Consider the following 21136-nt stretch of genomic DNA (forward strand, 5'->3'; position numbering starts at 1 on the left):
GCTATCGGTTCACCCGCTTTCGTGCCTCATCATATTTTTCACTGGTAGAGCGCATGCCGCGAATCAAGGGATACGCATCTGGCAGACTTCCTTGCCCAAGTCCGATCAGAGCCGACCTGTGATCATCCAGCTGCTGCTCCAGCACATGCCCCAGCCGCTCTGCAATCTCTTCACTCTTCCATGCTTTCCAATCCTCAGCTACAGGCGAGCCTGCCTGCATAGAGATTTCCGGCAGATCATGCTGAACCATGCCGTGACATAATGTGACCGGTACGGCAACGGCCTGCGGGAAACGCCGAAGCACCAGCCCAATGCCTGGACGAAACCGAATCGGACGGGCCTCCTGATGCAGAATTTCACCTTGCGGGAAAATCCAGACCCTTTTGCCAGCAGCGAGCAGTTCTCCTGTGTATTGCAGTGAGGTTCGAACACCAGAAGCACTTTCCTTATTGATCGAGTACGCCCCCAGTTTGCGAAAAAAAGCATACTGCCGAAGCTGCCGCTCCTCCATCATCACATAATGATCACCGCGTGAGGTTTGCTTCGCCGCATGATACAGCAGCAGTCCATCCCACCACGAGCTGTGGTTCATGAAATAAACAACAGGCTGATTCGGAGCCATGGGCATCAGATTGCCATAGCTATCAGCCACCTGCGGATCGAGCGAGCCAGACAGTGTGAACGAACGAAACCGTCTGCGCAGCAGATAATAATGATTGTACAGGGAGAATACCTGGTCAAACGCTTTGGATTTTACGGCGCGGATCATACAACCAGCTCCCCTCGGCAAGCAGCACACCTGCAATCGCGATAATAAAGCTGCCGGTAATGCCTTCCTTCAGCGCCAGCAGGCCGAACAGAAGAATAAACAGCTGGTACAGCCATTTGGCACGCAGGAGCGAACGACGATCCTTAGGCATCACAGGCAAAAAGAGCGATAAAAATGCACCCATGATGAACCAGCTAACATAATTCGTCCATGGAACACCATAGAACCCGCCTGGAGCCTGCCATTCCCAGAATCCCCTTGCATGAGCAACCGGGTCAAGCACCAGATCAAGCACAATTGCCCAAAATCCCGTTTTGAGTGCACGCACCAGCTTGCCGCCCCAGGTCGACCCACCCCCGCTGATCAGCGCTGAATTGCCAACGACCGCAATCCATGCAAACCCGAGCGTCACCGGAACACTGAACAGATGAATGCCAAAGAAGCTGGAGTACGCGTACTCGCCAAAAGGCCAATGGGTATGTACACCGATCCACTCCACCCCCATGCCGCCCAGCCAGATAATGAAGGAAGCGATCCAGAGGTCGGGGCGCAGCCATTTGACTGACTGGTCGGACAAAGCAGATCGGTTGGATGGCTGATATATAAGATCAAGCACGTAAAGTGCATAAAATACAAGGAATAGACCGTTTGAAAAGGATAACACCTCGGGAACACCAATCGTCAGCATGAGGATCGCTCCGATGGCATACCACACCCAGTATACCCACTGGACCATCAGGATACCGCCATTCGGGAGGCTTGAAATGCCAGCATTGGGTAACGCTTCACAATCGCACCTAACATCTCCAGTTTCAATTCATCGCTGACATAGGCACGTTTCGTATATACATCATAGTCGTTACGCTCCACAGCATGCAGAATCGTTGAATAAAACGCCGCCGCAAGCTCAATCGAAAATGCACTTTCTGCCGGATACGTGTCCAGACGATCCATGCCGATACGGAACCAATTCAGCGCCGCAGCCTTCATGTCCTGGATAATGGCAACAAATCGTTCATCCACAACACCGTTCACCCAATCCTGCTCGGAGTACCCGTGTTTCTCCATGATCTCCAGAGGGACATAACGGCGCAGTCTTGCCCGGTCCTCTCCCACGTCACGAATAATGTTGACGATCTGCATGCCTTTCCCGAGTGCAATCCCGTTTATCGCCACTTCTGCACCGTTATCATCACGCAGCACAGGCAGCAGCATCTCTCCTACCGTACCCGCCACCAGATAACAGTAATGCTCCAGCTCCTCCATCGTGTGGTAATGTGTCTTTCTCAAGTCACTTAACTGACCTTCCATCTGACGGAAAAAAGGGCCTTTGTCCAGATGCGGGAAGCTGCTGAACAGCCATCTCAGTGCAGGCCAGATAAAATGTCCTTCTGCTTCTTCCAGACGCTCAAACAGATCCTGAATTTCATGTATCGTATAGGTGGATTGCTCGGGTTCATCCACACTGTCGTCAATCATGCGGCAAAAGGCATAGATAACATATACCGCCTCGCGGCGCGGACTTGGCAGCCCTTTGAAGGCCTGATAAAAAGACGATGAGCCCTTCTGCATCAACTCTTCACATCTGCTCAAAATTGCTTCATTCATGTTCCCATCTCCTTCATGAGTTGATTCACAGCCATTCGCGCACCTTGCATCACAATCGGCACGCCGCCACCTGGATGCACCGATGCTCCGGCAGCGTATAATCCCTTAATCTTGGGAAACGGCTTGGGCTGCGGTCGATATACGCCGGACTGAAACAGGACAGGTGCTATGCCGAAGCTCCCACCGCCATACAGACCGTCACGCGCTGCGTCGGCAGGCGTCCGTAGCTTTTTCCATCGCAACGCCGCACGTAAACCAGGGAATCCCCGCTGCTCCGCTTCCTCCAGTACACGTTCTGCCAATGCTTCGCTCTCCTCTTCCCAGTTCACGCCTTCAGCGTCCGGCACAGGGATGAGAAAATACAATACACTCTGCCCCGAAGGTGCAGCTGTGTCATCGACCGCAGCCGGGTTGAATACGTAAAACGAAGGCCTCGCCGGAATGCGGCGCTTCTGGAATACTTCCTTGAGGCTTCCATCCAGACTCGGAGGCAGGAAGAACTGGTGTGTCACGGCATCATCCCATCTTTTGTCTACCCCGGCATAGATCAGTACACAGCCGGAAGAGGGGCGATACGGCTTCCGTCTGACCGTTACCTCAGGTGTCTGCTTCAATAAACCGTTCAAGTGGGGGAAATCGCCATTATAGACTACAGCATCCACATTTTCTGCGCCTTCTGCTGTTTCTATACCTGTACACACCCCATTGCGAATCGTCAGCCCGGTAACTTCCGTCTGCAGCTTGATCTTGCCGCCGCGGGCAAGCAGCTCCTGCTCCAGAATTTCGGGCAAAGCCGCGTAACCGCCTCGAACCATCCAGATGCCATATTCATGCTCCGCATAAGGAAGCAGGGAGTAAATACCAGGAGTGCCAAAGGGTGATCCGCCAATATACAGGCTTTGCAGCGAATACGCATCGAGCAATTCTTCATGTTCAAAATAATCCCCTACCGCCTTGCGCACACTTTTGTGTGCTCGCAATCTGCCCATGAGGGCCATGAGCGAGGGCGTGAAGAAATCCCTTTTACGCGGAAACATCTGCTCCAGAAATGCTGCACGACCTGCGGGAAACAGGGTGTCCATATCCTTCATAAATCGTGTGAATCCACGGCCCTCGCCGGGGAACAGTCGTTCAATCTCTGCCGTCTGCTCGTGGCGATCTGTCATCTTGGTCATGACACGTCCGCTGTCATAGTGCACCCGATATAACGGGTCACATCGCAGAAGCTCAACCTTGGAGCGCTCCACGCCCGCCTCTTCGAGAATGCCCAGCAGCATCTCCGGCAGCAGAACAATGGTTGGTCCCTGGTCAATTCGATAATCGCCTTCCTGTTCAAAAGCAATTCGTCCACCCACGCGGGAACCCCGCTCATACACCGTAACATCCCATCCCTGACGATTCAGCAGCAGTGCGGAGGTAAGGCCGCCAATCCCTGCGCCTATAACCGCAGCCCGCTTCATGAGTGCCCTCCGGCTTCTGCCGCACGCACATAGGATGAGGGCTTGGTCCGTCTGCGGGCATCCTCTTCCTGAATGAGTCTGACACTGATGCGTGCCGATTCAAAGATCGTTGGCAAACCACTACCCGGATGGGTTCCCCCGCCTACCAACCAGACTCGCTCCAATTCCTCGAATTGATTATGCGGCCTGAGGTACATCATCTGACCCAGATTGTGCGCCATATTGAAGGTCGCCCCGCGGTATACATCCAGCTCGTTTTGCCAATCCAGCGGTGTAAACAGCATGCATTCTTCAATGCGCCCACGGATATCAGCCAGCTCTGGAATAGCTTCCAGCCGCTTGATCATCGCCTCCTGCACACTCGCCCGTTCCGCTTCCCAATTGATGTCTCCGGTAAGATTTGGTGTCGGCATCAGCACATAAAGTGCAGATTTTCCTGCCGGTGCGAGTGTCGGATCAAGCCTCGATGGGTTATGAACATATAGAGACGGGTCGGCAGACAGCATTTTGTGCTTCGTAATCTCGTCTACATTGACCCGGTAATCCTCTGGAAAATAAATCGAGTGATGTGGCAGATCAATCTCGCCATCTACACCCATATAGAGCATTGCTGTAGAGCAGGAATATTTTTTGCGTTTCATTTTCTCAGGTGTGTACTTCTTCAGTACGCCAGGTTCGAACAAATGGTTCACAGCATGGGCAAAATCTGCATTGAGCACGACATGGTCAGCCTCAATCCGTTCCCCATTCTCCAGCAGCACACCTTCTGCACGTCCATTGCGAACAATGACCTGCTTCACAGGGGTACCGGTGTGGATACGTCCGCCATATTCTTCAACGACATCGGCCATCGCCTGAAAAATACGATTCAAACCACCGATCGGATGAAACAGACCATAATGATGCTCGATAAACGACAGCATCGTAAACGTGCCCGGACAATCCCATGCGGACATGCCCAGATATTTGGACTGGAATGTAAAAGCCCAGCGCAGGCGTTCATCCGTAAAATAACGGGATAAAATGCCGTAAACCGTGTTATTAATATCAAGCTTGGGCAGTGCCGTGATTGCATCCTTGCGTAAATAGTCAGTCAGCTTGCCAAACGGACGCTGGAGCAATGGCATGACTTTGGCTAGCTTCACTTCCTCATCCTGCATGTAACGAAGGTAGTTCTCTTCATTACCAGGGAACAGCTCCTTGATCTGCGCTGCTGTCTCTTCCCGATTGCGTGAAGGGGTGAATACCTTGTCTCCAAAGTTCAACGCGTACAGCGGGGTCAGTTCTTTCATATCCACATAATCCGACAGCTTGCGCCCGACCATATCAAACATCTCTTCAATTAACTGAGGCATCATCAAAAAAGTAGCCCCGCGGTCGAACTTGTATTCACCTAGCTCCAGGCGGGCAGAACGTCCACCAATGGTTGGCTGTTTCTCATATACATCGACCTCATATCCCTGACCGGACAGTAACATGGCTGCTGCAAGTCCGCCCGGACCTGCGCCAATGATGGCTGCACGTTTACGTTGTTGATTCGGTATCATGCCACTCACCTTTCTATGTGGGAACCTCTCTAGTTCTCAAGCCCCTAACCTATTATTAAACCGCGGAGAAACACTTTAATCGGATAAACTCAAAAACATTATACAAATGTAGTACAAATATTATACGACAAGTAAAACATAAAATGACCCACGGGTCAAATTAATTGTTTTTTTCGCAAAATCCACAAAAAAAACATCCCTTGATCATTAGATCAAAGGATGTCCGCTATACATGAATCTATTCCGTTCGTCTTTGTTTTATGTAGAAAAAAACGTCCCTGTCCACGCACTACCCCTTACCCGCCGGTCGATGTGAAATACTCACGTTCAATCCATGACTGCCACTCTGCCGAATCAGTGGGCATAATCCATTCCGGGTGGCGGGCGTGCTCCGCTCGTTCAAACCCTTTACCGCCCAGCACAAATCGAACATGCGGAAATTCATCTCGAATTCGGTCAATCAGCCGATCACAGGTGTCTACAAATACAGGGTTGGTAATGGACAGACAGACCAGCTTGATCTTCTGCTCCTTAATAATCGGGAGTAAACCCTCTTCGGGTGTGTTGGCACCGAGATACAGGACTTCAGCCCCGTTTTTGCGCATGAACAACGAAAAGAGCAGTAAACCGACCTGATGATGCTCCCCTTCCGGACAAAGGGCCAGAACTTTGGGCAGATGCGGATAGATCGGGAACAGATGGAAAAACTGATAAAACCGCTGGGAAATCAGTTGAGTCATGAAGTGCTCCTGCGCTATCGTTGCCCGTCCCTCCTCCCATGCGTCTCCAACCCGAATCAGGATTGGAACGAGCACATGATAGAACATGCTGTCATATCCGTACATCGTGAATCCGAAATCAATCAAACCGTTGGCGCGCTCGCCCTGAAAATGATAGAGAGACTCGTAAATCTGATCGGTCATCTGTGCATAAGCATCTTCCGCAACAGGTACTGGAGGTAACATGGGCATAGGAATCTCCGCTTTGGATCTGCTTTCTTTTTGTTCCTTTAACATGCGTACTGCCTCGGAGATGCTGGTCTGATGCTGATCAATCTGCTCCTTCAGCCAACGCAAATCAGCAACATGGTCTTCCGTGTACATGCGGTAACCCGACTCTGTCCGCTCAGGGGTGACTGCATTATACCGATTTTCCCAAGCCCGAAGCGTGACCGCCTGAATGCCAAGCATGGCAGCGACTTGTTTGATGGAATACACATGATTACCTACTTTCTCTCCGTAAACGTTCTACAAAAATAATACATTCATTATACACAACGGTCATACACCTGTCGATTAACGTGCCTCAATTCATCCTGCTGTGCTTCTGGCGAGCATTCGTCACTTCTCTTGCGTCAACATCGTCAGCCCTGTGGTAATATACGTCATCCAGCAAGCACAGAAGGGAGGCATCCACCATTGGTTTCATCACGCCGCCGCATCTCGAATCAGCAAGCTTCACAACGCAGATTCCCTTACATACGAACAGCAATTGTGCTGCTTATCCTCTGGCTTATTGCCGTGATGATCTATCAGACCACCAAGCCGTTGCCGCCAGGTATTTCATACGCAAGTCAGGAGTACCGGGTACAGAACGTGCAGTTCCTGCACGATCTCACCTATCCTTCCTCCGACGGACAGATGGAACATGAGCAGCAGATTTTCCAGCGCATGCTCCAGATCGTGAAGGATGCCGAACAGTTTGTCATCGTAGATATGTTTCTGTTCAACAACTATCAGCATAAGGGGCAGCAATTCCCACCAGTCAGTCAACAATTCACCAATGCACTGCTTGCCCAAAAAACACAGCATCCCGACATGGACATCTGGTTCATTACCGATGAAGTCAATACAAACTATAACTCAGCCCCTAATCCGCTGCTGGAGCAGATGAAACAGGCAGGTATTCATGTAGTGATCACCAATGTGGATCCTTTGCGTGATTCTACACCGGTGTATTCAGCGGTCTGGCGTACCTTCTTCCAATGGTTTGGGCAGTCCGGGAACGGGAAGGGCTGGATTCCGAATCTGATGGCGACAGATGGCCCCGATGTTACGCTACGCTCCTATCTGAAATTGCTGAATGTAAAGGCCAATCACCGCAAAGTCGTTGCCAGCGAGAAAACAGCCATTGTCTCCTCAGGCAACATTCATGATGCCAGCGCTTATCATTCCAACATCGGCTTCGAGGTGAATGGCCCGATTATCGGAGACATCCTTCAAGCGGAGCAAGCCGTTGTTGATCTGTCTGGCGGGGGGCAACTTCCTGTATATGACGCTTCTGCGCAGACCTCTTCCTCTTCAGAGGGTACACAGGATAGTGAAGGACCGATTCGCCTGCGATATGTGACCGAAGGTAAAGTAAATGACACGCTGCTCTATGAGATTAGCCAGACCGGGAAAGGCGATACGTTATGGATGGGCATGTTCTACCTTGCTTCGCCTAGAGTACTGGAGGCATTGCTGGATGCCTCGAACCGAGGAGCGGACATCCGGCTTGTGCTTGACCCGAATGAAAATGCCTTTGGACAGGAAAAGATCGGCATTCCCAATCGCCCTGTTGCCGCCGAATTACATGATAAATCGAATGGCAGCATCCAGATTCGCTGGTATAACACCACCAAGGAGCAATACCACACCAAAATGATCTATGTCGCCAAAGCGGCCGGAAACCATATCGTGCTTGGCGGATCAACCAACCTCACCCCCCGGAATCTGAATGACTATAATCTGGAAAATAACATTTGGATCTCCGCGCCGTCAGACAATGCGTTCACGATAGACGTTGCGAATTATTTCAAGCGTATATGGGCGAACGAGGACGCAACCTTTACGTTAAATCTGGAGGAATTTCAGCAGAACACCACTTTTTTGAAGGGTATCCTTTATAAGCTTCAGCTCATTTTAGGCTTTACTACATTTTGATCTGTGCATTGGTACTTGTTGAATGAAAAATTATCTACCTATATACATCTTCAAACCCATCACCTGAATACATCCATCTGCATTCTCCATTTGCGGCGGGTGTATTTTCTATTGACACAGGATGTAATGTGTGAAAAGATATTACCTAACGACCGTTAGGAAGGTGAATACAATGACTGCTCAATCCATTCGGGATGCAGCCCTTTTTCATTTTGCCAGAGACGGCTATGAAGGAGCTTCATTAAGAGCGATAGCTGATGAGGTTGGAATCAAGAAACCGTCGATATATGCGCATTTCAGCGGCAAAGAGGACTTGTTTATGCATACGCTGGATCACGCTTTTCAGGAGGTACGAAGGCATATTCTGGAGTTCTTCCGTGAGCATGCTCACTTGCCAATGGAGCAGCGCCTGCGGAAGCTGCCGGATTGGTTCGAGCAGGAGTATCAGGATCACGCCTCTGCTCGTCTGATGCTACGCAACTGTTATTATCCACCACCCGACCTATATACGCCTGTGATGGATCTGGTATATCCGTTTCTCGACGGCATGGAGCGTGCATTATCTCGTCTGCTGCAACGAGCGATTCGCCAAGGAGAGCACCCGTCTGTTCCCGCAGAGCAGGTAGCCATTGCTTATATGACATTTCTCGATGGCATTACCGTTGAGATTATTTATGGAAGCTCCCGCCGATACAAGCGACGGCTGAATGCTGCGTGGCCTGTCTTTTGGCATGGCGTACGCAGCTTGAATGAACAGGCACGATCTATTGTGCCGGAAGGAGATTTGACATCATGAACCGCAACTGGTTGTACGTTTTTATCGGAGGAATCATCGAGATCGTCTGGGTCAGCGGGCTGAAGCACGCTTCAAGTACATGGGAATGGGTATTGACGGCAATTGCCATTGTCATCAGCTTTGCATTAATCATTGCCGCCTCCAAGAGACTGCCTGTTGGTACGGTCTATGCCGTGTTTACGGGGATTGGTACCGCCGGTACCGTGTTGACAGAGATGCTGTTGTTCGGTGAACCGTTCCGTCTCGCTAAAGTATTGCTTATTGGACTGCTGCTCTGCGGCGTCATCGGATTAAAGCTGGTGACAGACCAGCAGGAAAGCAAGGAACCACATGTTAAAGGAGGTGCAGCATAATGGCTTGGCTTGCCATTGCTGGTGCAGGAATCTGTGAAATTTTTGGCGTCATCGGTATTAACGGGGCTTCTTCTCGTAAGGGGTGGCCGTACATCGTACTGATGCTCGTATCATTTGTATTCAGCTTCTCGCTGTTATCTTACGCCATGACTGCTATTCCAATGGGCACGGCCTACGCGGTATGGACCGGAATCGGTACGGTAGGAAGCACGGTGACGGGCATGCTGCTGTTCGGTGAACGAAGAGAAGCAAAGCGGCTGCTGTTCATCGCCATGATTTTGGTGGCGGCTGTCGGGTTGAAGCTGATTACGTAACTGAATCTATGAATATAACATTCCATCTTTTCATCACACCAGAAATTATGATATTGCAGATCATCCCTTTAAACATATAGAACAATAAGACAACAATAACCTTCTGTATAATCTCCAAAGCCTAAAAGTACAAGATACAGCTCATTCAAAGTCTGTAGAATGTACTTTTTTTCTGGCATTTTCATGCCCGCTTTACGAGCGAGAGATTATGAATATTAATTCTCACTCCCCACATCTGTCTCGACCTTTCCCCATATCACACAGAAATTTGTAATCTGATATTCACATCGTTTATACTTATCTTGACCAAGAAGTCAATTCAAGAACTCAAGAGTTCCGAATGAGGTGAATGTATCCTTAATGAACCCAATTCATGAGATGAATGAGAAGAGAAAGCTGATCATCACCACAGCGCTCAAGCTGTTTTCTGCCAAGGGCAGCGCCGCCACCTCCATGCAGGAAATTGCCGAGTTGTGCGGGATGTCCAAAGGCAGCTTGTATCTGATGTTCAAATCCAAGGAGGAGCTGGAGGCCAGCACGCTAGAGTATTGCATGTACGTTCTGATGGATGAGATGTCTCAAATCGAGCACGAGACCAGTCTGACCTCCCGAGAGCGGATTCATAAACAAATCGAGGCGTTGCTGGCACATGTCGCTGAGTTGAAGGAATTTTTGCGTGTGCAGATGCGCAGCATGATGCTGGACGATGAGCAGCAGCGCAAAGAGAAGTGTACTCCGCATCAAAGAGATATCCAGATTCGTACACTGCATTGGTTCAGGAGCAAGCTGGAGGGCTTGTACGGCCCCGAGATTGAGCCTTATACCATTGATCTCATCATGCTGACGCATGGCCTTTTCCTGTCTTATGTGAAAATCTGGTTTACCGAGATGCCTTCACTGACAGCGAACAAAATGGCAGCCAATCTCCTGCAAATGATGGATTACGCAGCCCAAGGCTATCTTCAGCATCATCCAGTACCGTTAATTCCGCTTGAGCAGTGGCCAGCCTGGGTCGCAGAAGCTCAGGAGGACTCCGCTATACTGCGCCATCCCGTCCATATTTTGAAGCAAATGCAGGACATCGCATCGCAGGAGCTTCAACCGGGACAATCAAGGAATGATGTCCTTGAGACTATTGCCATACTAAGACAAGAGATTATGGAGTTTTCCCCAAGACGAGCTATCGTTCTAGGTATGATGCGCAATCTGGAAGGGATCATTCCGCTTGAGCCTATGCACTCCGAGCTTCAGCACATTATGGACACCATGTATAACCGGTTTATCCAGGCTGACTCGTCAAACACATAAACAGGAGACACAGAGAGGAGAAGAAACCAACGTATGAAAGGGATTATTAACTTTTCACTGAACAACAAGTTTGCGATCTGGATTCTGACCATCATTATCTCGTTCGCAGGTCTGTACAGCGGCGTTACGATGAAACAGGAGACTATCCCGAACATCAATGTACCGTTTCTGAATGTTACAGCCATTGATCCAGGTGCAGCCCCTGAGGGTATTGTAGAAAATGTCACCAAGCCGCTCGAACAGAAGCTGCGCAACGTCGAAGGTGTGAAAACAGTCACCTCCACCTCGATGGAGAATGCAGCGTCCATTACGCTTGAATTTGATTATGGGACCGATCTGACCAACGCAACCGCAACGGTTCGCGAAGCACTGAACGAGGTGCAATTGCCGGACAGCGTGCAGAAACCGACCATCACGAAATTCAGCATTAACTCGTTCCCGGTTGTATCGCTGAGCCTGTCCGACAAAGACGGCGGTGATCTGGAAGAACTGACACGCCTCGTAGAATCCGATATCAAACCTGCACTCGAAGATATTGACGGTGTAGCTCAGGTTCAGGTATCAGGTCAATACGTCAAAGAAGTGCAATTGAAGTTTGATCAGGCCAAAATGGCTGAACTCGGACTAAGCGAAGATACGGTGAACGGGATCGTTAAAGGTTCGTCGATTCGCGTGCCTCTTGGCCTCTTCGAACTGGATAAATCCCAGAAGGCTGTCGTTGTTGACGGCAATATCATCGGCCTTGATGATCTGAAAAACCTGGCTATTCCGGTTGTTCCAAGCGGGGCAGGAGCTTCCGCAGCCCAAGGTGCTGGAGCCGGGCAAGGCGCTGGAGCCGGGCAACGCACTGCCGCTCCGCAAGCTTATGAAGGAATCGGAGCTAAGGCAGGTCAAGCAATCGATCCATCAGCTCAAGCCGGCCAAGCAGGCGGCGGAAGCGCTGCGGCGGCTAATCCTTCCGGTGCGGCTGGTGCCGCCAGCCCAGCCGGTATCCCGACGATTAAGCTGAGCGACATTGCCAAGATTGAGGTCATCGGTCAAGCCGAGTCCATCTCACGTACAAACGGCAAGGAATCCATCGGGATTTCGGTGGTAAAATCCAATGATGCGAATACCGTGGATGTCGTTAAAGCAGTGAAAAGCAAAGCCGAAGAACTGCAAAAGCAGTTTAAAAACGCCGAGCTGACGATCCTGCTGGATCAGGGCAAGCCGATTCAGGATTCCGTAAATACGATGCTGGGCAAAGCGGCCTTCGGTGCTTTGTTCGCAGTCCTGATTATTTTGCTCTTCCTGCGTAACATTCGTTCAACCATTATCTCCATTATTTCGATTCCGCTCTCCTTGCTCATGGCATTGACAGCACTCAATCTGATGGACATTACATTAAATATGATGACCCTGGGTGCGATGACTGTTGCGATTGGGCGGGTTGTCGACGACTCGATTGTAGTTATCGAGAACATCTATCGCAGGATGACTCTCAAAAACGAGAAACTTAAAGGCCGTGAACTGGTACGTGAAGCCACTCGTGAGATGTTTATCCCGATCCTCTCCTCCACTATTGTGACGATTGCGGTATTCTTGCCGTTAGCACTCGTTAGCGGAATGGTCGGAGAGCTGTTTACACCGTTTGCCTTAACGATGGTATTCGCCCTGCTCGCATCTCTGCTGGTTGCCATTACCATCGTTCCAATGCTGGCGCACAGCCTGTTCCGCAAAGGCATCAAGGGTAATCAAAATCATGAAGAGAAACCAGGCAAGCTCGCTGAAGGTTATAAACGCCTGCTTAACTGGACACTCTCACATAAATTGATTACGGTCAGCATTGCTGTTGTGCTGTTAGTCGGCAGTCTGTTCCTGTATCCATTCATCGGTGCAAGCTTCCTGCCGGAGCAGAAGGATAAATTCGTAACGATCACGTATAGCCCGGAAACAGGCTCGCTTCGTGAGGATGTTGAGAAGGAAGCGCTCGTTGCCGAGAAATGGCTGCTGAAACAGCCAGGTCTGGAGAAAATGCAATACTCCATCGGCGGCAGCAGCCCTCTCGCGAGCATGGGCGGAGGCGGAGGAAACTCTGCGCTGTTCTATATTCAATACAAAAAAGACACCAAAGACTTCACCGATGTAAAAAAACAGCTGGTTGAAGGTCTGCAAAAGGAAGTTACCAAGGGTACATGGAATGAGCTCAACATGTCCGGCGGATTAGGCGGCAGCAGTCTGAGCCTGTCGATCTACGGCGACAGTGTGGAGCAGTTGAAACCGGTAGCCGAGAAAATTCTGAAGCTGGTTCAGGCAGACAAGGAATCTTTTGAAAAAGCAGATACCACGATCTCCAACACGTACGGTCAATACACGCTGGTTGCCGATCAGGAGAAGCTGAGCAAGCTTGGTCTTACAGCAGGTCAACTTGCCATGACATTAAGTCCGGTGCGCGAACGTCCAGTGCTCACTGAAGTAGACATGGATAACAAAACGTATAAAGTCTACGTCGAAACCGACAACAAAACGTTCAGCAGCATTAAGGATATTGAGAACCAGACAGTTACATCACCTTTGGGCATCCAGGTTCCGATCAAGGATGTAGCCAAAGTCGAAGAAGGTACTTCACCGAACTCCATCATGCGCATTGATGGTAAAGTGGTTGTGCAGGTCAAAGCCAACATTCTTGCATCCGATGTAGCCAAAGCCTCGCAGAATCTGCAAGCAAGCATCGACAAGCTTGACCTGCCAGATGGCGTTGAAGTGAAGTTTGGCGGTACGACAGAGCAGATTAACGATACATTCAAGCAGCTTGGTCTGGCGATGCTGGCAGCCATTGCGATTGTATACTTTGTGCTTGTCGTGACATTTGGCGGTGGACTTGCACCATTCGCGATTCTGTTCTCGCTTCCGTTTACAGTAATTGGTATCATGGTTGGTCTGTTCGTCTCCGGTGGAACGCTCGACGTATCCGCAATGATGGGGGCACTGATGCTGATTGGTATCGTGGTTACCAACGCCATCGTGTTGATCGACCGTGTTATTCACAAAGAAAAAGAAGGACTCTCTACGCGTGAAGCATTGCTGGAAGCAGGAGCTACACGTCTGCGTCCGATCCTGATGACGGCGCTCGCAACCATCGGTGCCCTGCTGCCACTTGTTACAGGTCTCGAAGAGAGCGCGGGCATTATTTCAAAAGGACTCGGCATCACCGTTATCGGCGGGCTGATCAGTTCCACACTGCTCACCCTTGTCATTGTGCCGATTGTGTATGAGTTCCTGATGAAATTCAAAAAGAAAAAAATTGTAGATTAAAGGATGATTGTAAGCCTCTAATCACAGCACAGCAAAGCTTCAAACGTGTTGAAAAGCAAGCCCTTGACAGGCAATGGAATTATGGCTGATTCCGTTGCCCGATCAAGGGCTTTTTTTGATATCCGTGTAAGAATAACTTTCATATATCAACTTCATTTAAGTGTTATCACAAAAATATGAATGGTTTTTGTTATTCAAACCAAAGAACGTAAGCTTTAAGCTCATCCGGTGCAAAAGCACGTATACTTATCCTTACAACAGCCTGAATCAAGCATATGATTGCATGGCATCAAACGGATGATCATTGGCGGAGGGCGGTGAAAAGGTGGAGGAACCTACGCTTCATATCCAAATCAGAGATATGCTGAAACGTCCTGTGTTTCGCAAGGCCGAATATGTGGCCAGTGATTGTGCTCTGGAGCGTTATGTACGCTGGGTACATATTATGGAGGTACCGGAGATCGGAGACTTGCTCAGTGGAGGAGAATTGATTCTTACAACAGGCATTGGCTGGTCCGAAGGCAATCAGCGCGGCTTGTCCTTTCTGCATCAATTGATTGCCTGCGGCGCCGCAGGCTTATGTATTGAACTGGGAGAGCACACCCGCCCTCAGCTGGAAGGATTAAAGCAGATCGCTGCGGAGGCTGATTTTCCGCTCATCTGGTTCCATGATCAAGTTCGTTATATTGATATTACACAGGATCTTCATTTCGCCCTGATCCGCAGTCATCAACGTAGGGTCGCTGAGCTCGACCAACTTACCACCTCCTTTCATCAGCTATTATTGAATGGAGATGGGGTACAGCCATTATTACGGCTCCTGTCTCGAAATACGGGATATGCCGTGGCATTATATCCGCTGGAAGGGGAGGCAGCCGCAGTACCTTATGTTCCCTCAGAGCAGTTGGAGATACGAAGACAGCAATGGTTCAAACAACGTGTTTATACGGAAAACAATATTCAGCATAATGGAGAAAGCGTAGCGAGAACGATTACAGTACAATCCGGGGTCAGCGACACCCTGCATCCGCATAATAAAATGAGTGTCATCAGCATGCCTGTTCAGGCATTAGAGTATACCTTCGCTGATCTGGTCCTTTTCCCTCCTCAACCCAAAGACATGGACCTTAAGCACCCTGTACAGACCCATACATCTGAAGCTTATGTTATTCAAGCTCTGGAGCGCTGTGCAGCAGCCATAGCTCAAGACTGGATGCGTATGAAATATATGGAGGAAAAGCGGCGTTACAAGGAGGATATGTGGGTCATCGACTGGTTAAACGGAATCCACTCCACCAAGGACATTCAGGAATATCTTGCGGCTGCCGATCCACGATTCTGCAAAGGCCAGGCTGTCGTTATTCTATTTGATAGTCATCCGGCACACAACGACAGTCTCAGACTGCAAAAGATTTTGATTCAGCGTAATATTGTAGCCCGCTCCATATTTGCCCGAGAAGGCTTCGCTCTCTACAGCACCGTACTTAACCTTCAAATTATCCTGATTGTCATTGATCCGCAGTCAGCAACACTACGCAAGCATAAATTGTGGCACTGCATACAGCAATTAAGACAGCATGAGCAGGAGCAAACTCATCAACTCTTCTCCAGTCTCTTGGGCATCGGTCAGAGTTGTTCCGATTTATCTCGTCTGCGGGAGAGTCTGGAATCAGCCAAGGAGACCTTGCGAATTCAGAAGGATATCGGTGCAATGCAGCAGCCCTTCTACAGCAATCTTCACTGCTATCGGATTATCTCAAGTATGAAGCACAGTGGCAATTTAAATGATTTTATTACCGAATATTTAGGGCCTCTTATCCGATACGACTCAGAAAAGGGCGGTCAACTGCTCCTTACACTGAAGCAATACCTGACCCTTTGCTGCTCCAAACAAGAGACTGCCAGTGCACTGTTTATCGTCAGACAGACGTTATACCACCGTCTGGACAAAATTGAAGCCCTTTTGGGAACAGACTATCTCCTGCCGGAGAAGCGCGTTGCCATGGAGCTTGCCCTTTACGCTTACGAATATATGCACGGACCTCTTTTGTGAGAAACCCCGGCTTGTCGCCAGAAAGGGGCGTGTGACAGAGCCTGCTGCAAGACAGGCTCACGTAGCGAGCAGTACATGTCCTGAACTACGCTCCCCGTTGCGCCCGAAGCTGACGAATCAATATATGACTAAACCACTTGCGGCCTGAGGCTGTACCCACATACTGCTCCACATGTTCCCCCCGAAGGTCAGGGTGCTCCCATGTAACATGAGCACCCTCCAGATGTTCCCGAACCGAATAGATCCGATACCCCTGTGCGACCAATCGCTCAATTGTATGCTTTTCTTCCTCAAACGCTTCGCGCTCCGACATCAGCTTCTCCCCCCATTCAACGCTGCCATAGCAGAACGTTTCTTTCTTGACGGGAGCGGTTCCCCCGCATCATATTTGCTGCGCTTCACATACTGCCCTGCCCCGGATGCCCCGACAAACTGCCGGTTCCGTATCACATACTCTCCCCGGCACAGCACGGTTACCGGGCAGCCCTGCACCTGCAAGCCTTCAAACGCGTTATAATCCACGTTCATATGATGGGTTTCTGCCGAAATGACTCTTGCTATAGATGGATCAAAAATGACGATATCCGCATCCGTGCCTACCGCCAGCGTTCCTTTTTGCGGAAATAATCCAAACAATTTGCTTGCCTTGGTCGAGCACAGATCCACCCACTGATTCAGCGTAATTCGACCTTTGGCTACTCCCTCCGAGTATAGAATACTGAGCCGATCCTCGATGATAGGCCCTCCGTTGGGAATTTTGCTGAAATCCTGCCTGCCGAGGTCCTTCTGCCCTGTAAAATTAAACGAGCAGTGGTCCGAGCCGATCGTTTGCAGCTGCCCACTTTTCAAAGCATTCCACAGCGCCTCCTGATGCCCCTTCTCCCTTAATGGAGGAGACCAGACATACTTCGCCCCCTCAAAATCGGGCTGCTCCATGATGGATTGCTCCAGCATCAAATACTGTGGACACGTCTCTCCCCAGATTTGATAACCGAGCTCACGCATTCGTGCAATCTGCTCAACCGCCTCCGCACAGGTGACGTGCACCACGTACAGTTGCGAATCCGCCAGTGCAGCCAGGCGGGCGGCACGCCCGGTCGCTTCTCCCTCCAGCATGGAGGGACGCGTCAGCGCATGGTAAATCGGGGCGGTTCGCCCTTCAGCGAGTGCCTGCTTCACAAGCAGGTCAATGACATCTCCATTCTCGGCATGCACCATAACCAGTGCTCCATACTCTTTCGCTTTTTGCAGTGTCTGAAAGAGAATTCCGTCATCTGCCTGGAACTGGTTTTTGTACGCCATAAATACCTTGAAGGACGACACACCCTCCTCTTCAATGATCTGCGGGAGTTCCGCCAGCACCCGATCATTCATCTCACCAATCATCAGGTGGAACCCGTAGTCGATGACCGCCTTGCCTCCAGCCTTGTTATGCCATTCCTGCAGGGATTCGGTTAAGGAACGGCCCTTCTGGGTCAGACAAAAATCAATAATGGTTGTCGTTCCCCCAAACGCAGCCGCTTGTGTTCCTGTTGCAAAATCATCCGCTGTGACTGTTCCGCCAAATGGCATATCAAGATGCGTATGCGGATCAATACCGCCAGGTATGACGTAACAGCCCGATGCATCAATGACTTCTGTCTGGTCATCCGGCGTTAAGCCTATGCCAATCTGTGCAATTTTTCCCGCTACAATTAAAAGGTCTGCCTCAAACGTATCCGCTGCCGTTACTAATGTTCCATTACGAATCAGTGCACGCATACTCATGAAATCGCCTCCTTGGTGGATTGATTACGGACAGACTGTAGCACTGCAATCGCCGATTGACGTTCATTCCATGTAACGGGTGCCTGATCCGATGCCAGTTCAACCATCTCGATTGCCCCGTCCACCGGACAGACAATGGAGCACAGATTACAGCCCACACAGTCCTCTTCCACCACCTCCAGATAAGCACCTGACGGGTCGGTTAACATGTCAATACACTGATGTGATGTGTCCTCACAAGCAATATGGCACTTATTACAGTTGATACAGATATCACGATTGATGCGGGCAACCACCTTGTAGTTCAGATCGAGATTGCCCCAATCCGAATATTTGGGCACGGTCTGCCCTACCAGTTCTGCAACACTGCGAAGTCCCTTTGCATCCAGATAATCGTTCAGGCCGTCGATCATATCCTCCACAATGCGGAAGCCATGATGCATGGCCGCCGTACATACCTGTACCCCTGTTGCACCCATTAGCAAAAATTCTGCGGTATCCCGCCAGTCGGATATGCCGCCAATGCCGGATATCGGTACTCCAACCTCGAGATGACGGGCACACTCTGCTACCATATTCAGTGCAATTGGCTTCACTGCGGGTCCGCAGTAACCGCCATGCGCACCCTTGCCACCTACATGCGGCACGGTGTTCCATGAATCCAGATCAACACCTGCAAGGGAGTTGATCGTGTTAATAAGGGAGATTGCATCTGCACCACCACGCACAGCCGCCCTGGCTGTTGCCGTAATATCGGTAATATTCGGCGTAAGCTTTACGATGACCGGTGTGGTAGCTACTTCTTTGACCCACATCGTTTGCAGCTCGACAAGATCAGGCTGCTGACCTGAGGCAGCCCCCATACCTCGCTCAGCCATACCATGTGGGCAGCCGAAGTTCAGCTCCAGGCCGTCAACCCCGACAGCCTCCACCTTTTTGACAATCTCATGCCACTTCTCTCTCCTCGGTTCGACCATCAGAGACGCCACGACGGCGCGGTCCGGGAAACGTTTCTTCGTCTCGGCAATCTCACGCAGATTCACTTCCAGCGGACGGTCAGAGATCAGCTCAATGTTGTTAAAGCCCGCAACACGCTGCCCGCCAAAGTGAACTGCCGCAAAGCGAGAGGAGGTGTTGATAATAGGCTCGCCAAGTGTCTTCCATACTGCACCGCCCCAGCCCGCCTCGAACGCACGCTGAACCTGATACCCGGTATTAGTCGGTGGTGCAGAGGCAAGCCAGAATGGATTAGGCGACTGAATCCCCGCCAGATTTATTGATAAGTCCGCCATATCAATCCCTCCTTGGATAAGAGCTTAGTGAGTTGGGTTATTTTAGGTGAATTAAGTGAGTTAAGTGAGTGAGTTAGGTAGTTTTGTTGCTTCTTGTGATTGAAATAGACACCGTGGGTCTAGAGGATGCATTACGTTTGCTATTACACACCATTCCAAAGCAACGCTGCTACAACATCACATGCTCTTGCACCTGTACATTCACCTTGACCTGAACAAGTCCACATACAACGATCTATACTTGCGTTGGCGTGTGCCAGCACACGTACTACGCACTCTCCACCGTGCGACCCGGCAGTGACTTCATTATTGCAGCAGCGGCCAGCTTACCCTGTTGTGCAGCCGAAACCACCATAGCCTCTCCTTGGCCCTGACCAAAAATAACATCCCCTGCCGCATACACTTGGGGATGCGAGGTTCGGTACGTATGCGCCTCAACCTCCACAACCCCTCCATGGTGCTTCAGTTCGAATGCTTCGATCAGTGGCAACAACCGATTCTGTCCAATGGCCCGAATGACGGTGTCACATTCAACGATGAAGGTTGAGCCCTCCACAGCCACAGGCATTGCACGTCCACCACCAGGCGGTGTTACAAGCTCCATTCTCACACATTCAACGGCACGAACCCGACCGTTTTCGTCACCCAGAATACGCTGTGGCATCGTAAACCAACGAAACTCCACACCCTCCTGCTTGGCAAACGTATACTCAAACGCATAGGCCGTCATCTGCTGCACTCCCCGCCGATATAACATCTGCACCCGCTCTGCCCCCAGTCGTACAGAACAGGTCGCTGCATCCACCGCCGTATTGCCTGCTCCAATCACAGCCACGTTCAAGCCATGGAGCGCTGGCGGGACACCCTGCTTGGTCGATTCCACAAGCTCAATCGCGTCATACACACCTTCCAGCGTCTCCCCTTCAATCCCCAGCATCGGCACCGCACCCATGCCACAAGCGAGAAGTACAGCCTCGTGCCGTTCCAGAAGCTCTGGCGCCGCCATGTCGATACCAATGCGAACACCATATCGAATCTGCACCCCCAGCGCTTCCACCTGTTCCACTTCCCACAGCGGGATCTGCTCCGGTAAACGGAAGGATACGATGCCATAGGTATTCAGCCCGCCGCCCTTTGCTTTGGCTTCATAGATGGTCACCTCATAACCAGCTCTTCCCAGTTCACGCGCTGCCGAGAGCCCCGCAGGTCCTGCACCGACAACAGCAACACTTCTACCGTTCGCAGGAGCTGCATTGAAAAGAGGCTCATGGCTCTCCCTTGCCCAATCCGTGGCATAACGCTGCAAGTCGCCAATGCGAATCGGCTTCGACGATTCGTTTAAGACACAAGCTCCTTCACACAGCTCCTCCGTGGGACAAACACGGGCACAGCTCGCCCCTATCGGATTGGCATCCATGATCGTGCGAGCCGATCCTTTGAGATGCCCGGTTGCAATTTTTTTAATAAAAGAAGGAATGTTAATATCGGTGGGGCACGCCTTAATACATGGAGCATCGTAACAATATAAACAGCGGTTGGATTCCTCCATTGCTTCCTTGCCAGTCATTGCCGGCTTCATCTCAATAAATCGAGACTCCCATCCGTAATCGGACCCTGATGCTCCAGAACGCTTCATCAATGTACACACCTC

General features: G+C 50.5%; 17 protein-coding genes. 7 read left to right on the plus strand and 10 right to left on the minus strand.

What is annotated here, in order from left to right; translation table 11 throughout:
• Position 1 precedes the first annotated feature (1 nt).
• The 6 genes from DFQ00_RS06570 to DFQ00_RS06595 all read right to left on the minus strand — a co-directional run bounded on the left by DFQ00_RS06570 (position 2) and on the right by DFQ00_RS06595 (position 6601).
• Complete coding sequence (locus tag DFQ00_RS06570) at positions 2–769, minus strand: lysophospholipid acyltransferase family protein (RefSeq protein ID WP_110895667.1); 768 nt, start codon at positions 767–769, stop codon at positions 2–4.
• Positions 738–1505, minus strand: coding sequence for a carotenoid biosynthesis protein (locus DFQ00_RS06575; RefSeq protein WP_110895669.1), 768 nt, complete (start codon positions 1503–1505; stop codon positions 738–740). The genes DFQ00_RS06570 and DFQ00_RS06575 overlap by 32 nt, the downstream gene beginning before the upstream one ends.
• Positions 1505–2377 (minus strand): phytoene/squalene synthase family protein, encoded by an 873-nt coding sequence (locus DFQ00_RS06580; protein WP_110895671.1) that lies wholly within the window; start codon positions 2375–2377, stop codon positions 1505–1507. Before DFQ00_RS06580 ends, DFQ00_RS06575 begins: the two co-directional genes overlap by 1 nt.
• Positions 2374–3837: a phytoene desaturase family protein gene (locus DFQ00_RS06585; protein WP_110895673.1), complete on the minus strand. Its 1464-nt coding sequence runs from the start codon at positions 3835–3837 to the stop codon at positions 2374–2376. Before DFQ00_RS06585 ends, DFQ00_RS06580 begins: the two co-directional genes overlap by 4 nt.
• On the minus strand, positions 3834–5384 hold the full coding sequence (locus DFQ00_RS06590) for a phytoene desaturase family protein (protein ID WP_110895675.1): 1551 nt from the start codon (positions 5382–5384) through the stop codon (positions 3834–3836). The genes DFQ00_RS06585 and DFQ00_RS06590 overlap by 4 nt, the downstream gene beginning before the upstream one ends.
• Before the next feature lie 296 nt (positions 5385–5680).
• Positions 5681–6601, minus strand: a complete 921-nt coding sequence (locus tag DFQ00_RS06595) for a MerR family transcriptional regulator (RefSeq protein WP_110895677.1) — start codon at positions 6599–6601, stop codon at positions 5681–5683.
• Between the two features lie 201 nt (positions 6602–6802).
• Here DFQ00_RS06595 and DFQ00_RS06600 point away from each other — a divergent pair, with 201 nt between their 5' ends.
• The 7 genes from DFQ00_RS06600 to DFQ00_RS06630 all read left to right on the plus strand — a co-directional run bounded on the left by DFQ00_RS06600 (position 6803) and on the right by DFQ00_RS06630 (position 16426).
• Positions 6803–8308: a phospholipase D family protein gene (locus tag DFQ00_RS06600; protein WP_110895679.1), complete on the plus strand. Its 1506-nt coding sequence runs from the start codon at positions 6803–6805 to the stop codon at positions 8306–8308.
• 130 nt (positions 8309–8438) lie between these two features.
• Positions 8439–9104: a TetR/AcrR family transcriptional regulator gene (locus DFQ00_RS06605; RefSeq protein ID WP_244213710.1), complete on the plus strand. Its 666-nt coding sequence runs from the start codon at positions 8439–8441 to the stop codon at positions 9102–9104.
• Positions 9101–9457, plus strand: a complete 357-nt coding sequence (locus tag DFQ00_RS06610; RefSeq protein WP_110895683.1) for a DMT family transporter — start codon at positions 9101–9103, stop codon at positions 9455–9457. The genes DFQ00_RS06605 and DFQ00_RS06610 overlap by 4 nt, the downstream gene beginning before the upstream one ends.
• Entirely contained in the window at positions 9457–9771 is a 315-nt protein-coding gene (locus DFQ00_RS06615; protein WP_110895684.1) for a DMT family transporter, read from the plus strand. Before DFQ00_RS06610 ends, DFQ00_RS06615 begins: the two co-directional genes overlap by 1 nt.
• Before the next feature lie 360 nt (positions 9772–10131).
• Entirely contained in the window at positions 10132–11079 is a 948-nt protein-coding gene (locus DFQ00_RS06620; protein WP_110895686.1) for a TetR/AcrR family transcriptional regulator, read from the plus strand.
• Between the two features lie 33 nt (positions 11080–11112).
• Complete coding sequence (locus tag DFQ00_RS06625; RefSeq protein WP_110895687.1) at positions 11113–14373, plus strand: efflux RND transporter permease subunit; 3261 nt, start codon at positions 11113–11115, stop codon at positions 14371–14373.
• 325 nt (positions 14374–14698) lie between these two features.
• Positions 14699–16426 (plus strand): PucR family transcriptional regulator, encoded by a 1728-nt coding sequence (locus DFQ00_RS06630; protein ID WP_110895688.1) that lies wholly within the window; start codon positions 14699–14701, stop codon positions 16424–16426.
• A gap of 85 nt (positions 16427–16511) precedes the next feature.
• On the opposite strand, the gene DFQ00_RS06635 is transcribed toward DFQ00_RS06630, so the two are convergent.
• The 4 genes from DFQ00_RS06635 to DFQ00_RS06650 form a co-directional block, all read right to left on the minus strand.
• Entirely contained in the window at positions 16512–16739 is a 228-nt protein-coding gene (locus DFQ00_RS06635) for a hypothetical protein (protein ID WP_110895689.1), read from the minus strand.
• Entirely contained in the window at positions 16739–18187 is a 1449-nt protein-coding gene (gene hydA, locus DFQ00_RS06640; RefSeq protein ID WP_110895881.1) for a dihydropyrimidinase, read from the minus strand. The genes DFQ00_RS06635 and hydA overlap by 1 nt, the downstream gene beginning before the upstream one ends.
• 2 nt (positions 18188–18189) lie before the next feature.
• The gene (gene preA / locus DFQ00_RS06645) at positions 18190–19485 is read right to left on the minus strand and encodes an NAD-dependent dihydropyrimidine dehydrogenase subunit PreA (RefSeq protein ID WP_110895690.1); all 1296 of its coding nucleotides are present in this window, start codon (positions 19483–19485) and stop codon (positions 18190–18192) included.
• A 268-nt stretch (positions 19486–19753) separates the two neighbouring features.
• Positions 19754–21121: an NAD(P)-dependent oxidoreductase gene (locus DFQ00_RS06650; RefSeq protein WP_110895691.1), complete on the minus strand. Its 1368-nt coding sequence runs from the start codon at positions 21119–21121 to the stop codon at positions 19754–19756.
• Between the last annotated feature and the right edge of the window lie 15 nt (positions 21122–21136).

Origin of the sequence: Paenibacillus barcinonensis, assembly GCF_003217495.1 — a bacterium.
Taxonomy (GTDB): domain Bacteria; phylum Bacillota; class Bacilli; order Paenibacillales; family Paenibacillaceae; genus Paenibacillus; species Paenibacillus barcinonensis.

Bases quoted from the DNA above. Each gene is read 5' to 3' on its own strand.
- DFQ00_RS06570 (WP_110895667.1), bottom strand. From the start codon at position 769: ATGATCCGCGCCGTAAAATCCAAAGCGTTTGACCAGGTATTCTCCCTG.
- DFQ00_RS06575 (WP_110895669.1), bottom strand. From the start codon at position 1,505: ATGGTCCAGTGGGTATACTGGGTGTGGTATGCCATCGGAGCGATCCTC.
- DFQ00_RS06580 (WP_110895671.1), bottom strand. From the start codon at position 2,377: ATGAATGAAGCAATTTTGAGCAGATGTGAAGAGTTGATGCAGAAGGGC.
- DFQ00_RS06585 (WP_110895673.1), bottom strand. From the start codon at position 3,837: ATGAAGCGGGCTGCGGTTATAGGCGCAGGGATTGGCGGCCTTACCTCC.
- DFQ00_RS06590 (WP_110895675.1), bottom strand. From the start codon at position 5,384: ATGATACCGAATCAACAACGTAAACGTGCAGCCATCATTGGCGCAGGT.
- DFQ00_RS06610 (WP_110895683.1), top strand. From the start codon at position 9,101: ATGAACCGCAACTGGTTGTACGTTTTTATCGGAGGAATCATCGAGATC.
- DFQ00_RS06615 (WP_110895684.1), top strand. From the start codon at position 9,457: ATGGCTTGGCTTGCCATTGCTGGTGCAGGAATCTGTGAAATTTTTGGC.
- DFQ00_RS06620 (WP_110895686.1), top strand. From the start codon at position 10,132: ATGAACCCAATTCATGAGATGAATGAGAAGAGAAAGCTGATCATCACC.
- DFQ00_RS06625 (WP_110895687.1), top strand. From the start codon at position 11,113: ATGAAAGGGATTATTAACTTTTCACTGAACAACAAGTTTGCGATCTGG.
- DFQ00_RS06635 (WP_110895689.1), bottom strand. From the start codon at position 16,739: ATGTCGGAGCGCGAAGCGTTTGAGGAAGAAAAGCATACAATTGAGCGA.
- hydA (WP_110895881.1), bottom strand. From the start codon at position 18,187: ATGCGTGCACTGATTCGTAATGGAACATTAGTAACGGCAGCGGATACG.
- preA (WP_110895690.1), bottom strand. From the start codon at position 19,485: ATGGCGGACTTATCAATAAATCTGGCGGGGATTCAGTCGCCTAATCCA.
- DFQ00_RS06650 (WP_110895691.1), bottom strand. From the start codon at position 21,121: ATGAAGCGTTCTGGAGCATCAGGGTCCGATTACGGATGGGAGTCTCGA.